Below are 14,967 nucleotides of genomic sequence, written 5' to 3'. Positions count from 1 at the left end.
TTTCAGGTGGTCAATTACCTAATTTTCAGGGAAAAAGTCCCTGAATTTTCCCCCCAATCACTCCAAGGGTCGGCACTTTTTGAGGGAAAAAAAGTCTAAAAACCTTGTTGGATAAGGTTTTTAGATTTATTCAGCAAACCTTATCTACACTTTTTTCCTGTGAATAATTGGTCACTAGCCGAGGTTTTCGGCGCTAAGAAACAGATGAGAACATTGATAGATTCAGAGTCTAACTATTGACTAATAGCTATTCTCGGCGGGGGAATCAAGATTGCTTGACTCTCTTGGCTGCTAATGAGTTGAAGCCTTTGTCACTTTGCTGATAACCCTCAGACCGACTAACTGTATACTAGGCTATAAGATTTGCTTAAAAATCTTCAGACCATGCCGAACTATCGACAGTACAGCGATCGCCAAATATGAATCAAGGCATAGATTTACAAGAAAGTTTCATTAAATCCCTAACAGACTTGGGATTAAGTGGAGGACTGGCTAAAGCGATTTGGATGCCTTTACCCATGTTCCTGATGATTATAGCCGCCACGGTGGGGGTTTTAGTCTGCGTCTGGTTAGAAAGGAAAATTTCCGCCGCCGTCCAACAGCGTATCGGACCGGAATACGCAGGCCCCTTGGGCGTTTTACAACCGGTCGCCGACGGTCTGAAATTAGTCTTTAAAGAAGATGTCGTCCCCGCTAAGGCTGACCCTTGGTTATTCCTCTTTGGGCCAATTTTGGTGGTGATGCCGGTGTTTGTCTCCTATCTCATCGTCCCCTTCGGTCAAAATCTGGTGATTACCGACCTAAACGTGGGTATCTTTTTATGGATTTCCTTATCCAGTATTGCCCCCATTGGCTTATTAATGGCGGGTTATGCCTCGAATAATAAGTATTCCTTGCTGGGAGGCCTGCGGGCGGCGGCGCAATCGATTAGTTATGAAATTCCCTTGGCTTTATCGGTATTAGCGATCGTGATGATGTCTAATAGTCTCAGTACCATTGATATTGTCGAACAACAATCCGGTTATGGCATTTTAGGCTGGAATATCTGGCGCCAACCGGTGGGGTTTCTGATTTTCTGGATTGCCGCTTTAGCTGAGTGTGAACGTCTGCCTTTCGATTTACCGGAAGCGGAGGAGGAATTGGTCGCCGGTTATCAAACCGAATACGCGGGGATGAAATTCGCTCTTTTTTATGTGGGTTCCTACGTTAACCTCGTGCTATCGGCCCTAGTTTTCGCCGTCCTCTATCTTGGTGGTTGGGAATTTCCTATCCCCGTAAATGCTTTGGCCGGCTGGTTGGGAGTTAGTGAAACCAATCCTTGGCTACAAATTATCACCGCTTCCCTAGGGATTACGATGACAGTATTAAAAGCCTATTTTCTCATCTTCATCGCTATTCTCTTGCGTTGGACCGTACCCCGGGTTCGCATTGACCAATTACTCGATTTAGGCTGGAAATTCCTCCTACCGGTATCTTTAGTTAACTTACTACTTACCGCCGCCCTAAAACTAGCTTTTCCCTTTGCTTTTGGCGGTTAATTTCCGTTTTTGCCCTGTTAACCCACTATACCTCTGACCATCATGTTTAACATCCTCAAACAAGTCAGCGATTACGCCAAAGGTAGCATTCAAGCGGCGAAATACATCGGCGAAGGTTTATCCGTTACCTTTGATCATATGCGTCGTCGTCCGATTACCGTCCAATATCCCTACGAAAAGTTAATTCCCTCGGAACGTTATCGGGGTAGAATTCACTTTGAGTTCGATAAATGTATCGCTTGTGAAGTTTGTGTGCGAGTTTGTCCGATTAATTTACCAGTAGTAGATTGGACTTTTAACAAGGAAATTAAAAAGAAAGAACTCAAACACTACAGTATCGATTTTGGGGTCTGTATTTTCTGCGGCAATTGTGTGGAATACTGTCCGACTAATTGTTTGTCCATGACCGAAGAATACGAACTAGCGACCTATGATCGTCATGAATTAAACTATGATAACGTCGCCCTAGGCCGTTTACCCTACAAAGTCACCCAAGACCCGATGGTGACACCTCTGAGGGAATTAGGTTATCTACCTAAAGGTGTCATCGAACCCCACGATTTACCCGCCGGTAGTCAACGCGCCGGTAAACGTCCAGAAGAAATTACCGATTAATTAGCAGTTAGGGGACAGGAGACAGGAGTTGGAAACTTAACAGTAATAACTGATAACTGATAACTAATAATTAATAACTCTCAAACATAAAAGGAGATGAAACTACTGTGAATTTAGCTGAGGGCGTTCAAATAGTATCTTTTGGCATTTTAGCAGCCCTGGTAATTGGGACTGCTTTAGGCGTGGTACTATTATCTAATATCGTTTATTCCGCCTTTTTATTGGGCGGTGTTTTTATCAGCATTTCGGGTTTATATCTCTTACTAAATGCTGACTTTGTAGCGGCGGCACAAATTCTAATTTATGTGGGCGCAATTAACGTTTTAATTCTCTTTGCCATTATGCTTGTTAACAAGCAAGAAGACTTTTCTGATATTCCTAAACGTTGGATTCGTCGGGCATCTACTGCTTTAGTTTGTGTGGGTTTATTTGTACTGTTATCGACCATGGTTTTAATCACGCCTTGGTCAATTTCTAGCACTTCTCCCGCAGTAGTGACTAATACTTTAGTAGAAATCGGTAAGCATTTCTTTAGTGATTTCCTGCTACCCTTTGAATTAGCTTCCGTGCTATTATTAATGGCCATGGTCGGAGCAATTATTTTAGCTCGTCGTGACCTTATCCCCACCCTGAAAGCTGAAGAACCTACGGCCACAGCCTTAACATTGCCCGAACGACCTAGAGAATTAACCGCCCCTAAATAGGACAAAAGAAAGAGGTATCATGCAGATTCAGTTAGAGTATTATTTGTTATTAGCGGCGGCTTTGTTTTGTATCGGAATTTACGGTTTAGTCACCAGTCGCAATGCTGTCCGGGTTTTAATGTCGATCGAATTGATGCTCAATTCCGTTAACATTAACTTAATGGGTTTTTCCAACTATCTTGACCCCGCTAATATCAGAGGCCAAATCTTTACTATTTTCGTGATTACCGTAGCGGCAGCCGAGGCAGCCGTGGGTTTAGCGATTATCCTGACTATCTATCGTAACCGCGACACCATCGATATGGAACAGTTTAACCTGCTCAAATGGTAAGCTTTTAAATATTTACCCCCCCTCTCTCCCTTTTCTGGGGAGAGTTTTTTTTGGTTAATTTTTCCCTGTTTGTACGGTGTTAAATGTTTGAAATTTCAAGAGTTGGCTCTTCTAGGTTCTGTGTGATAAGTTTAACTTACATTATGATCGCTCAATCTTTGTGTCCTTTGTGTCTTTGTGGTTCCTTCCACTCGCTCGCCAGCAGGACTGTATCTTAGAATACATTTTGCCCACCAAACCTAAGAGAGCAGTCTTAGGGGAGTGGATAGGGTATCAGGGGCAAAATTTTGCCAAAGTAATTTTTGAGTAGGGTTGTCGTGGATTAGCCCTATTTTGTTGAGGATATTTCTCAATAAGAGTTTTTTTTAAGCTCTGGGATGGGTTGGGTTGGAGTCGTGGGCTGAATCTGTCTGGTGGCAAGGGTTTTGCTCATATCATTTCGGTAATCTGTATAAATAGTGATCGTGTTCTAATGCCCAGTCTTGAGGTGCTTCAACAGTGCCAATTAATTTTTCGATGCAATCCCAACCTTGTTCATCATCAGAAATTGTCTTGTCAGATTCAATAATAATGGTATAAGTTTGATGAGGAATCAACTTTAAAGGTTTTTCTGGAAGCAATACTTTCCCATCAAATAATACTCTAACAACTTCACTCATACTTAATTTCAATAACTGGCTTACAAAAGCCTAACACTTTTAAGTAATTCATTAGGTTCTATTCAACAAACTTTAATCTAAGTTAACGGCGATCGCACCCAATGAAAAAATGATCGCCCCGTTCGTAGTAAGCTCTTTAGGACTGAGCTAAAGCTATTGCTACAAACAAAAAGGCGATCGCCAATAAAAAGTTTTGATTCGTTAACTCAATTAGGCACGAAAGTTATTTCAGATCTTTTTTCTTTTTCAAGTTGATTTGCTATCTGGTCAGGAATGTTGATAATTTCTTGAACTTTTACTTTCATGAGTGTTGTTTCATAAGTTTTACCTGATTTTTCTGTATAAATATTCACGATGACAAAATCGGTTTTATCATCTAAGATTAGATGAGTAGCTAAGACTTTTCGTCCTCTTTTTTCCCAATTTTGATGAATTCTTTCAATGTCTCTTTCAATCATATCAAAATCAAAAGTTCCATTTTTTAAGCAAGTAAAATTTGATTCTGCAATCGCATCTTGCCTTCCTTCTTCTATGGCATCTGTCAAGTTTTGGGTTATTTTTCCTATTAAACTACTCCAACTATTCTGAGAACCATTTTCGCCTTTGTTTCTTTTCTTCATGTTTTTTCTCCTATCTATTACTCGACATTAGTATTACTTCATCCGTTGTCCGTAAAGCATTCTTTACTGTCTCAGAAAATTTGTCGTAATCGACTTCTCTATCTTGCATTTCATAGAACTTTTCGATATCGCTCTCTAAATTTCGGGCAGCGATAGCTATTTTGGTAAAGTAACTACTACCTTTTCTAACTAAATAATACACGCTACGTTGAACATAATAATTACTAGCAATTTTTCTAAGTAATGAGTTGAAAGCATTATATGCCCAACGTTTTATGTCTTCCGCAAGATAAACAGCCGCCCCACCAGCAACGGCACCAAACAAGGCACCAACAAGAAACATGGTAATTGGTTCTGGCATAATTTATTCCTCCCTAATACTTGTGTTTTGTTCAAATCCATTGTTAGAAGTATCTGTCACCACAATTTTTGTATTGTGCTTAACTTTTACTTCTCGATAATTTTTGATTTCAGTTTCCAGCAAAGTTTTATCAATGGTGTTAACTTTACCGGTGAGCAATTTCAACCCTAAATTAATCGTTAGTTTTCTGATGTCACCACCACATAAACCTTCGCTGACGGTTGCCAAATCTTCATAAGTAATTTCTTTTGGTACTTTTTCCGATAAGTGAAATCGCCACAGTTTTTCTCTCATTTCCAAATCAGGGGGCAAAAACTCAACGTCAAATAAAATTCTTCTTAAAAAAGCCTCATCATAGTTGTCAAAAAGATTCGTAGCAAAAATGATAATGCCATTGAATTTATCTAACAGAGTTAGCATGGTACTTTTAGCTGTATTTACCCCATAATCTGCCGCCTGAGACAAATTAGAAATTCTTTTGCTAAGAATGGCATCTGCTTCGTCAAAAAAGAGCAAACTATTATTTTTTTCGGCGGTTTCAAACACAGCCATTAAATGATCCGATGTTTTGCCCACCAATTCAGATTCAAGCTCACCATAATTAGCTTTAATAATAGACATCCCCATTTTATTGGCGATCGCCTCTGCGGTGACACTTTTCCCTGTACCGGGTTTACCAAAGAAATTAACACTTAAGCCACTTCCTGTTTTCAGAAAACGATTAAACTCCCATTCATTTAACAGTTTGTCTCGATTATCAATGTAAGCAATCATTTCATCAATTTTATTGAGGGTTGGTTGAGAAAGAGTCACCTCATCCAAAGTCCATTTTGGGGTTTCGATTAAATAATCAAAATCGCCTTTTTTTTCAGAGGAAGTATCATTGCTATTTTTGGCTTGTACAATTTTAAAACTCATTTAATCTTTAACTCCCTAGGCGTATTGATCTAACAATCTATTGAGATCAAGATTAAGGGTATTAGCTATAATGTGCAGTAAATCTTTTTCTTCTTTTGTGATATAACCATCAGCAAGAACGAGTTCAACCGCAAATGTCATTAATGCCGTTCTTTCTGTTGCTGTACTAGAATTTTTAAAACTATGTACAGCATTACTCAATTCTTCCATCACTCCTTCTTCTGTTAAAGTATAGAGAGAATCAATAACCTCTGAAGGAGTAAAATATATAGAGTCAGCATTTTGCTTTATAAATTTAACTATAACTTCAGTTTCTGACTCATCGACTTCACCATCAACACAACATAAAATGTAAAGAATCTCAAACACTGCTTGAAACTTATTCATCGATTAACCCCCCGAATACTTAATACCTACTTGGCTCAAAATTTGAGCTACTTTAGTAGCGTTATAACTAGGGACTTCTATTACATTACCTGAAACTGAAGCATTTGAACCTAACTCACTTACCACTTTTGCCTTAGCCTCCGATTTTTGCGAGTCTAAAGCATATTTATCGAGAACAAATTTAGGCATATCAACTCTTCCAATCAATCATCTAAATCCAAAAATCTTAACCTTGTAGTTGTTTTAGTCAATTTTTCGTCATAGTAACAGAGGTTTTTTTTCAACCACAACCAGATTTCACCTGATGTTTTGTAAAGAAATGTTAAGACAATACCAGAAATGACTTGATCTTGTTTTCGGAGAACTGACCTATAATATTAGGTAACAACTTATACACTCTCATACCATGAAGGATAGTTTACACTTATTGCGCTTTATCGAAGATTTATTGATAGAGGAAGATGGGCAAAGTCTTAGTGATATTCAGCGACACATTATTGAAGAGTTATTAAACGGCAAAACCTATAAAGAAATTGCGGATAGTTATGGTTATGATGAGAAACATATTGGCGATGTGAGTAGAAACAAAATATTTAAGGTTTTATCTAAGCAATTAGGATTAGAAGAAAAAGAGCTTAATAAATCTAATTTCCGTTGGAATATCGAAAAAGCAGTTAATTCTCAACTTTTTACAATACTAAATAAAAATATTAATTATTGTGTAAAGTCTCCTCAACCTGACACCACTAAACCAATTGAAAATAAAGAAAAATCTCCATCAGAAACATCATATCATGATTTAAGTTTAGCTCCAAAGATAAATCGTAATTTCTGCGATCGCTTTTCAGAATTAGAAATCTTAGCACAGAAAATATTAACCGAAAACAAGCCTTTAATTTCCGTATTAGGATTAAGTGGAATTGGGAAAACTACCTTAGTTAGACATTTTGTGGAATTAAATTTAGAAAAATTTGAAGTAATTATTTGGCAAAATCTAAAAATAGCCAATTGTTTAGACACAATTATTACCGACATTTTTACCAAAATTAATACAGATTTTATCTTAAAAAATCACGATGAATTGACTTTATTTTTAAAATTATTACAACAGAAAAAGTGTTTGATTATTTTTGACAACGTACAGGAGTTATTTAGAGAGGGTGAATTAGCAGGGCAATATCAAATTAAATATAGAGATTATCAAAAATTATTCTCAATAATTTCTAACGAAATTGAACATCAAAGTAGTTTAATTTTAATTAGTCAAGAGCGATGTTCAGAAATGTATTATTCAGATGAAAAATTAGATTTACTTGAATTACAAGGTTTAAATAATCGGGCAATCCTCAATAATTTAGGTTTAGAAGATGAGGAAAGTTGCTTAAAGTTAGTTCAAATGTACGAAAGAAATTTATCCTATTTAAAAGATATTGCTGTTTTAATTAAAGATGTTTATCATGGTTGTGTGAGTGAATTTTTACAAGAGGAAAATATTCTTATTACAGCAAAAATAAAGGAAAGTTTAACTGCAATAATTAAGAGATTATCACCAATTGAAAAACAAATTATTCAAGCCTTAAGTAACCTAGAAAAAGATTGTTCAAGAAATGAATTAAAATCAAGTTTAGATTTATCGGGAGATGACTTTATTAAAGGGTTACAATCTTTACAAAAAAGATATTTGTTAACTAAAATTGAAGAATCAGAAATCTTATTTAATTTATCTCCTGTGTTTAAAAAATATATCAAAGATACAGGTATCTAAATAAGTGGCGGTTATCATAATTTTTTACCTCATGAACTTTGCACTGTACGGTGTTAGAGGTATCATGCAGATTCAGTTAGAGTATTATTTGTTATTAGCGGCGGCCTTATTTTGTATCGGAATTTATGGTTTAGTCACCAGTCGCAATGCTGTCCGGGTTTTAATGTCGATCGAATTGATGCTCAATTCTGTTAACATTAACTTAATGGGTTTTTCCAACTATCTTGACCCCGCTAATATTCGAGGCCAAATTTTTACTATTTTCGTGATTACCGTAGCGGCAGCCGAAGCAGCCGTGGGTTTAGCGATTATCCTGACTATCTATCGTAACCGCGACACGATCGATATGGAACAGTTTAATCTGCTCAAATGGTAAGCTTTTAAATATTTACCCCCCCTCTCCCTTTTTTGGGGAGAGTTTTTTTTGGCTAATTTTCCCTGTTAACGGGGATAAATCTCGGTGACAACTCGATCGGGGGAACTACTACTAACAACAATGTTATTATCTTCTAAAGTGCCGATCGCTTTATCGCCAGTGAGATTAAATTTTGGTTCCTGTTGTTCATAGATAATATTCCCCTCGGCCTCGACAATTTTTTCCGACATTTTCCAAGTTAAGATCTGACTATACAATTGCGCTCCAGTTTTCTGATTAATCCCCTTAACCCCATCCTTGAGATAAGCGATACGATTGCCTAATTCCACCACCACACGATTACCGGTAATAGTGATTTGATCTTGATATTGAAAAATTTCCGTGGGGCGATCGGACGTTAGGGTACGATTTTGATAGTTCCAAATTGCCTGAGAACCAGAAATCTGTAAAGGTGGTTCTAAAGAGCGATATTCGAGGTTTTCTTGTAGGATAACCTGATTATTTTTTCTTTCCCAACGACCGCCGATAGCAGTAAGGCGATCGATAATAGTTTTATTAATATAGCGATCAAAAGCGACTTTTTGATCGGTACTAATGACCTGTTGCGGAATTTCCCAGTACAGGCGCTCGGTTTGCAGGACAACACGAGATTCCTTGGCGGTAGCCACCACTTGACCTTGTAATTCTAGTTTTTCTTGGCGCGTGTCGTAGCGTCCTTGGCGCGCCTTGGCTTCTAGTTGTAGATGACTACCTTTGATCCCTTTGGGGGAGATTAAAATACCTTCCTTGGGTAGCCAACGCAATTCAGGCGAGTTAATAATGGCCTTATTGCGGGGATCTACAGCCACAATATTATCTTTGAGGAGAATTTCCTGGCCTTCCTTATAGACTTCACCGCGGTCAGCACTAACCTGTAAAACTACCTTCCCATCTTGATAGATATTACCCTTGATATTTTCCAGACGGGCAATTTTTTGGTCTTGGGTGTAGGTAGCTTTTTTGACTTGAATTTTCCAGAGGGGTTGTCCGGAGGGGTTAGCCTGTTCTAAGGTGGCATTATTGAGAATTAAGCGGCCAGTTTCTTCAATTTTAGGCGATTCTGTCGGCGAAATTGTCGGCGGATCAGGCGGTTGACAGGCCGTTAATCCCAGCAAACCGATTAGAAGGGCAGCCCCGCGCCCAATTGATAGTTTTAATTGTAACCGCTGCCTCAATTTCGATCGCCCCGCTGCTATTTTCTCTCCTCCCAGTGTAGGGTAAGGGGTCGCCCCTTGACCGGTTGAAAGTAGTTCACTCGCTAGTTTTGCTAGGAAAAACCCCCGGTTGAACGGTGAGAGTTTGTTGTTTACCCCTGCGGTTAATCTCGATTTCCAGATTACCACCGATCGCACTGGTTTCTACACCTTGCTGCACATCGGCGGCGGTTTTAACGGGGTTTCCTGCCACAGTTTCGATCATATCACCCGCTTGCATTCCGGCTTTTTGGGCGGGGGAATTTTCCACCACTCGCAGGACGATTACCCCTTCATTTTGGTCAATATTAAAGTTTAATTCTTTAGTTTCGTTCAATTGCTGCCGTAATTCTGGGGTTAGCGTCACCATGTGGATACCGATGTAGGGATGTTCCGCTTTACCCTTGCTAGATAGCTGTCCCGCCACTTTTTGGGCGGTTTCGATGGGAATAGCAAACCCTAAACCCTGAGCATCGGCCCGAATTGCCGTATTAATGCCGATAACTTCCCCCTTGGCGTTTAGCAACGGGCCGCCGGAATTGCCGGGGTTAATAGCGGCATCGGTTTGAATAAAACGGACTCGTTTATCGGGAACCCCCACTTCGCTGCTAGTCCGGCCCAAGGCACTAATAATGCCCACCGTAACCGTATTATCTAAGCCTAGGGGATTGCCAATAGCGATCGCCCACTCCCCGGGAATTAAAGTTTCGGCCTTGCCAAAAGTCACCGTCGGTAAATTTTCCGCCTCGATTTTCACCAGGGCCACATCGGTCATATTGTCAACCCCCAGAACTTTACCCTGATAGGTTTGACCGTTTTTCAAAGTCACTTTTACTTGGGTTGTCCCTTCCACCACATGGGCATTAGTCAAAAGTAGTCCATCTGTACTGATTATAAACCCAGAACCGGTTCCCCGTTCCAAATGCTCCTTGGGAATCGGCACTTCATTACCAAAAAAGCGCCGAAAAAAGGGCTGTTTAAATTCTTCGGGAATTTGGTCGGCCACTTCCCGGGCCGAGTCAATCCGCACCACCGCCGGCCCGACTTTCTGCACGGCCTGGGCGATAAAATTAACATTGCCGTCGTTTTGGGGAATAACAGGGAGAGAGAGGGAAGCGGGGAGGATTGCCGGCGGTTTATTTACCTCTAGGGGTGCTTTTCTGCTTAAATACTGATTTCCTAGCACCCCCACAGTACCGCCTAGGGCGAGTAATCCCAGTGAAATCCCCAATCTTGTCAATAAACCCATAAGCTCTAGCCCTAAAATGTCGTGTGCGGTAGAATCGGCGCAAAACTTACCTATATTATAGGCTGTCTTTTTTGTCGGTAGGAAAGAATCAATGGGAACTTACCCCGTTTACCGGTCTTCTTTTAGCGGTAAAATCACGAAACAGCTATAAGAATCTCAGTTCATGCAATTGTTTGATCGCATCCGTTTAGGGATAGCCGTAGCGGTGGCTAAAACCGTTACTGCTGTGGTTAAAGGACTCCGTTTAGGGGCTGCCAGCGTCTTGCCGGGGGAAATAGCCCGTCGTCTCCATCCCCGTTTGTTACCCCTACTCTGTGGGCAAGTCCGACGGGGGGTAATCTTGGTGGTTGGCACGAATGGAAAAACTACCACTTCCCTACTGCTAAGAACTATTCTAGAGCGTCAGGGGGCAAAAGTCACCCATAATACCACCGGGGCGAATTTAATTAATGGTTTAATCACTGCTTTATTAGCCGATGCCAATTTATTCGGCACTTTAAAGGCTGATTATGCCATTTTAGAAGTGGATGAAAATATTCTCCCTTTGGTTTTAAAAGATTGTCGTCCTCGCGCTATTTTAGCTCTAAATTTGTTTCGCGATCAACTCGATCGCTATGGGGAAGTAGATACAATTAGTCGCCGTTGGCAAGGAGCCATATCTCCCCTACCCACCAATACTTTAGTGATTCTCAATGCTGATGATCCAACTCTTTCCCATTTGGGTCAACAACTGCCCCAACGAGTTGTATATTTTGGCTTAAGTGAGCCAGACTTATATCTAGAAGAAATTCCCCACGCTGTCGATTCTATTTACTGTCCTAAATGTGGTGCTTCTTTGGATTATCGCGGGGTTTATCTCTCCCATTTAGGGGATTTTAGTTGTCCTAGTTGCGGCTTTAAAAAGAGTAGTCCTGCTTTTCATAGTCAGGATTGGCCGCAGATTTTAATCGGTGTTTATAATAAATATAATACTTTAGCGGCGGGTTTAGTAGCCCAGGAATTGGGGATTAAAGATCGAGAAATTTTTGAGACAGTTCAGGGTTTTAAAGCGGCTTTTGGTCGAGCGGAAGAATTAGAAATTGAGGGTAAAAAAGTTAGAATTTTACTGTCTAAAAATCCCGTGGGTATGAATGAAACAATTCGCGCAGTGGCTGATATTTTACAGAAAGAAAAGTCTTCTACTACTCTCTTGGTTCTCAATGATCGCATCCCCGATGGTACGGATGTTTCTTGGATTTGGGATGTGGATACGGAAAAATTAACTCGTTTGGGAACAACTTTAGTAGTGACAGGCGATCGACTTTATGACATGGCTTTACGCTTACAATATAGTCAGGATAGTCTCGCTTCTCCCGTTAATTTAATTGTTGAATCCGATCTAAAAAAAGCGATCCAAATTGCGATTAATAACACCAAAAATGAGGAAACTTTACATATTTTACCTACCTATTCTGCTATGTTAGAAGTACGAGAGATTCTCACGGGACGAAAGATTTTGTAGAAGTTAGAAAAGAGTGAAGATTGGTGTTAGGTGTTGGGGTGTTAGTTGAATTTCCCCCATCCCCTATCCCCCATCCCCTATCCCCTATCCCCCATTCCCTAATCCCCTAAAAAATTATGCAAGAACTAGAACTAAAAATCGGCTGGTTATATCCGACATTAATGAGTACCTACGGCGATCGAGGTAATGTTATTACTATCCAAAGAAGATGTCAATGGCGTGATATTGCTGTGACAATTATTCCCCTAGATGCTCAAACAGAAACCGAGACATTTTATCAAGTAGATATAATTGTTGGGGGTGGGGCGCAGGATCGGCAGCAGGAGATCGTTATGCGCGATTTACAAGGGGCAAAAGCAGCGGCGATGAAAGAACAATTATCGGCAGGAATACCGGGAGTTTTTACCTGTGGTTCCCCACAATTATTAGGACATTATTACGAACCAGCTTTCGGTCAAAGAATCGAAGGATTAGGATTATTAGATCTAGTAAGTAAACATCCCGGACCGGATGCAAAACGCTGTATCGGTAACGTAGTTTTTGAAATTACTGCCTCCCCCTTAGCGGAGGAAATTAAAGCTATGACCGGGGAAAAACCGCTAGTAATTGGCTTTGAAAATCACGGGGGTCGTACCTATTTACAGACCGTTTCTCCCTTAGGAAAGGTGATTACCGGTTACGGAAATAACGGAGAGGACGGTTATGAAGGGGCATTTTACCACAATGCGATCGCTACCTATGCTCACGGTCCCCTACTACCCAAAAATCCCTTTTTAGCCGATTGGTTAATCACAAAAGCTTTAGAACAAAAGTATCAAAAACCGATTTTTTTAGCAAAACTTGATGATTCTCTGGCCCTGAAAGCAAGATTTGCCATGTTTGAACGACTAGAACTAACCGGCGTGACCAATAAAGCCTAAACTGGTCATATACACTTATGGCAGGAGATAGTCAAACTAGCCATTAAGAATTTTAATTGTGGCAGCTTATGAAATTATGACTGGAAAAATTATCGATCGTCAAACGGCGGGGTTTCTCGTCCTCATCATTCCCCTAGCGGTGCTAATCATCCTTGTTTTTACCGCTTGGCCATTGATCCTACTGGTCTTCTTCTTAACTCTTGCAGTCAAGGTGTGGCAAGACTATCGCTGGTCAAAATTATCGACGGTGATTAACCCCTATTTCAATCAACTTTTACAGGACAATCAAGGTTGTCTCACCCCGATTGACCTATCGGCAAAAGCCAATCTCACGGCCAAATTAGCCAGACAATTTTTAGACAAAAAAGCTGAGGAATTTGGGGCGCAAAAAAAAGCTGTAGGCGATAAGGGTATGGCCTATTACTTTATCACCGCCAGTACCTTGGGTAGTATTTTTGATGAGAGTGACCCCTCTTTAGAAGAAATAGGGGAAAAACAAGTTCCTGCGATTACTGCCTCGAGATCACCCCTGACTAATTTAGAACAATCGCAGGAGGCTAAATCCCCCCTGATTGTCGCCGAGAAAAGCGAAAATTCTGTCTCGGAGGTTCCTGTTATTTCCTCCTCCCAACCTCTGACTAATTTAGGTAAATTATTTGAGGAAAAAGAGGAAGAAAATACCGCAGCGATCGCTGTTCAAGAAACGGTAATTCAAGAACCGGAGGAGATAATTAATCCTAGTTTGAACAGTCCTGACAGTTCTTTATCCCAATCAGAATCAGAAGTTAGGGAAGAATCTCTAACCACTGTATCTGAAACCATCTCATCGATGAGTTTGGCGGATTTGGCTAAACGTTTAGGAGTTACCCCAGCCGTTTTGGGTAGAAACAAGAAAAATAAATCCGAAACAGAATTTGCCGATTGGAGTCGCATCAGAGATCCCGATGGTATTGCTTGGAAATTTGACGCAAAAAACTCCTTATTTGTGGTCAGCTGATAGGGAATTTGGTTTGTTTTTTAGACAGGCTCAATGCCTGTCTTTTTTGGCTCTACGTCCGACTCCTGTTTCATCTACAAAATTGCCTTCAAGCACCAAAATCTCTTCACCACCAGGATGTCCATGCAGCGGGAAAAAACCACCGGGATAGAATCGAGTCAGCATTGTCAATGGATGATCCTGGATTTCATGGTCAGACTCGAAACAGCCAAACCATAATGGTTCTTCCGAACTTACACTGTAGAAAATTCCTCAAGCTCCCTTTCAGAATTAGAAATGATGTCCGATGAAAATCTAAATCAGAAAATTAGGCAAGTTTTGGGAGTACAAGCAATGGCGGGAATGCTGAAGGATTTAACTTCGGAACAAATGGCAGAGTTTGACGCAGTGATCGCAAGTTTTAGACAAAAATATTAAATAGTCGTGGGTTATCTACTCAATACTAACATCGTCACAGCTATTCTCAAAGACAACTAAGTAGTTGTTGAGAAATTAAGTGAAGTAAGACTACAAGGAAATGATGTTTTTATAAGCTGTATTACCTATTTAGAAACTGAGGCTGGGTTATTAGCAGTTAAAGCAACGAATAAGTTAGCAAGATTTCAGGATTTGTGCCGCACTGATTTAAGAGTATTGTTATTAGATAGGGTTTGGTGAATAAATCTAAAAACCTTATCCAACAAGGTTTTTAGACTTTTTTGACCTCAAAAAGTGCCGACCCTTGGAGTGATTGGGGGGAAAATTCAGGGACTTTTTCCCTGAAAATTAGGTAATTGACCACCTGAAAATGGGTA

19 protein-coding genes are annotated in these 14,967 nt (G+C 40.1%); 10 read left to right on the top strand and 9 right to left on the bottom strand.

Translation table 11 applies throughout. The annotated features are described in order from the left end of the window. Positions 1-419: 419 nt before the first annotated feature. The 4 genes from nuoH to nuoK (IM319_RS12890) all read left to right on the top strand — a co-directional run bounded on the left by nuoH (position 420) and on the right by nuoK (IM319_RS12890) (position 3,188). A complete protein-coding gene (gene nuoH / locus IM319_RS12905; protein WP_016514317.1) occupies positions 420-1,538 on the top strand; it encodes an NADH-quinone oxidoreductase subunit NuoH in 1,119 nt (372 codons plus the stop codon). Positions 1,539-1,580: 42 nt separating this feature from the next. Continuing rightward, on the top strand, positions 1,581-2,153 hold the full coding sequence (ndhI, locus tag IM319_RS12900) for an NAD(P)H-quinone oxidoreductase subunit I (RefSeq protein WP_002733194.1): 573 nt from the start codon (positions 1,581-1,583) through the stop codon (positions 2,151-2,153). A gap of 107 nt (positions 2,154-2,260) precedes the next feature. Next, positions 2,261-2,857, top strand: a complete 597-nt coding sequence (locus IM319_RS12895) for an NADH-quinone oxidoreductase subunit J (protein ID WP_002762100.1) — start codon at positions 2,261-2,263, stop codon at positions 2,855-2,857. Between the two features lie 25 nt (positions 2,858-2,882). Further along, complete coding sequence (gene nuoK, locus IM319_RS12890; protein ID WP_197533180.1) at positions 2,883-3,188, top strand: NADH-quinone oxidoreductase subunit NuoK; 306 nt, start codon at positions 2,883-2,885, stop codon at positions 3,186-3,188. Between the two features lie 434 nt (positions 3,189-3,622). Here the strand turns inward: nuoK (IM319_RS12890) and IM319_RS12885 are convergent, their stop codons facing one another. The 6 genes from IM319_RS12885 to IM319_RS12860 form a co-directional block, all read right to left on the bottom strand. Continuing rightward, positions 3,623-3,847, bottom strand: a complete 225-nt coding sequence (locus IM319_RS12885) for a hypothetical protein (RefSeq protein ID WP_110578723.1) — start codon at positions 3,845-3,847, stop codon at positions 3,623-3,625. A 206-nt stretch (positions 3,848-4,053) separates the two neighbouring features. Beyond that, a complete protein-coding gene (locus tag IM319_RS12880; protein WP_287735862.1) occupies positions 4,054-4,467 on the bottom strand; it encodes a hypothetical protein in 414 nt (137 codons plus the stop codon). A gap of 10 nt (positions 4,468-4,477) precedes the next feature. After that, positions 4,478-4,828 carry a hypothetical protein gene (locus tag IM319_RS12875; RefSeq protein WP_287735861.1) on the bottom strand — a complete coding sequence of 117 codons (351 nt, stop codon included), beginning with the start codon at positions 4,826-4,828 and terminating at the stop codon, positions 4,478-4,480. A 3-nt stretch (positions 4,829-4,831) separates the two neighbouring features. Continuing rightward, the gene (locus tag IM319_RS12870) at positions 4,832-5,746 is read right to left on the bottom strand and encodes an ATP-binding protein (protein WP_287735860.1); all 915 of its coding nucleotides are present in this window, start codon (positions 5,744-5,746) and stop codon (positions 4,832-4,834) included. 15 nt (positions 5,747-5,761) lie between these two features. Then, a complete protein-coding gene (locus tag IM319_RS12865; protein WP_287735859.1) occupies positions 5,762-6,133 on the bottom strand; it encodes a TerB family tellurite resistance protein in 372 nt (123 codons plus the stop codon). 3 nt (positions 6,134-6,136) lie between these two features. Beyond that, positions 6,137-6,322: a hypothetical protein gene (locus IM319_RS12860; RefSeq protein WP_002800275.1), complete on the bottom strand. Its 186-nt coding sequence runs from the start codon at positions 6,320-6,322 to the stop codon at positions 6,137-6,139. Positions 6,323-6,539: 217 nt separating this feature from the next. On the opposite strand from IM319_RS12860, the gene IM319_RS12855 reads away from it, so the two are divergent. Both IM319_RS12855 and nuoK (IM319_RS12850) read left to right on the top strand, forming a co-directional pair. Next, entirely contained in the window at positions 6,540-7,898 is a 1,359-nt protein-coding gene (locus IM319_RS12855; RefSeq protein WP_287735858.1) for an NB-ARC domain-containing protein, read from the top strand. Between the two features lie 70 nt (positions 7,899-7,968). Continuing rightward, positions 7,969-8,274: an NADH-quinone oxidoreductase subunit NuoK gene (nuoK, locus tag IM319_RS12850; protein WP_197533180.1), complete on the top strand. Its 306-nt coding sequence runs from the start codon at positions 7,969-7,971 to the stop codon at positions 8,272-8,274. 65 nt (positions 8,275-8,339) lie between these two features. On the opposite strand, the gene lptC is transcribed toward nuoK (IM319_RS12850), so the two are convergent. Next, positions 8,340-9,488, bottom strand: coding sequence for an LPS export ABC transporter periplasmic protein LptC (lptC, locus tag IM319_RS12845; RefSeq protein WP_287735857.1), 1,149 nt, complete (start codon positions 9,486-9,488; stop codon positions 8,340-8,342). Between the two features lie 76 nt (positions 9,489-9,564). Next, a complete protein-coding gene (locus tag IM319_RS12840; protein WP_287735856.1) occupies positions 9,565-10,755 on the bottom strand; it encodes an HhoA/HhoB/HtrA family serine endopeptidase in 1,191 nt (396 codons plus the stop codon). A gap of 163 nt (positions 10,756-10,918) precedes the next feature. Between IM319_RS12840 and IM319_RS12835 the strand changes: the two genes are divergently transcribed. The 3 genes from IM319_RS12835 (at position 10,919) to IM319_RS12825 (ending at position 14,173) form a co-directional block, all read left to right on the top strand. After that, positions 10,919-12,256 carry a Mur ligase family protein gene (locus tag IM319_RS12835; protein ID WP_287735855.1) on the top strand — a complete coding sequence of 446 codons (1,338 nt, stop codon included), beginning with the start codon at positions 10,919-10,921 and terminating at the stop codon, positions 12,254-12,256. Between the two features lie 116 nt (positions 12,257-12,372). Beyond that, positions 12,373-13,176, top strand: coding sequence for a type 1 glutamine amidotransferase (locus IM319_RS12830; RefSeq protein WP_287735854.1), 804 nt, complete (start codon positions 12,373-12,375; stop codon positions 13,174-13,176). Positions 13,177-13,252: 76 nt separating this feature from the next. Continuing rightward, positions 13,253-14,173: a hypothetical protein gene (locus IM319_RS12825; RefSeq protein ID WP_353857202.1), complete on the top strand. Its 921-nt coding sequence runs from the start codon at positions 13,253-13,255 to the stop codon at positions 14,171-14,173. Between the two features lie 30 nt (positions 14,174-14,203). Here the strand turns inward: IM319_RS12825 and IM319_RS22740 are convergent, their stop codons facing one another. Then, entirely contained in the window at positions 14,204-14,338 is a 135-nt protein-coding gene (locus tag IM319_RS22740; protein WP_425185108.1) for a cupin domain-containing protein, read from the bottom strand. Positions 14,339-14,449: 111 nt separating this feature from the next. On the opposite strand from IM319_RS22740, the gene IM319_RS12815 reads away from it, so the two are divergent. After that, the gene (locus IM319_RS12815) at positions 14,450-14,590 is read left to right on the top strand and encodes a hypothetical protein (RefSeq protein WP_287078969.1); all 141 of its coding nucleotides are present in this window, start codon (positions 14,450-14,452) and stop codon (positions 14,588-14,590) included. Positions 14,591-14,967 lie beyond the last annotated feature (377 nt).

This window comes from Microcystis sp. M113S1, assembly GCF_020246945.1.
In the GTDB taxonomy this organism is placed as follows: domain Bacteria; phylum Cyanobacteriota; class Cyanobacteriia; order Cyanobacteriales; family Microcystaceae; genus Microcystis.
Note: the sequence above shows the minus strand (reverse complement) of the source record. Positions and strands in the feature narration are given on the sequence as shown.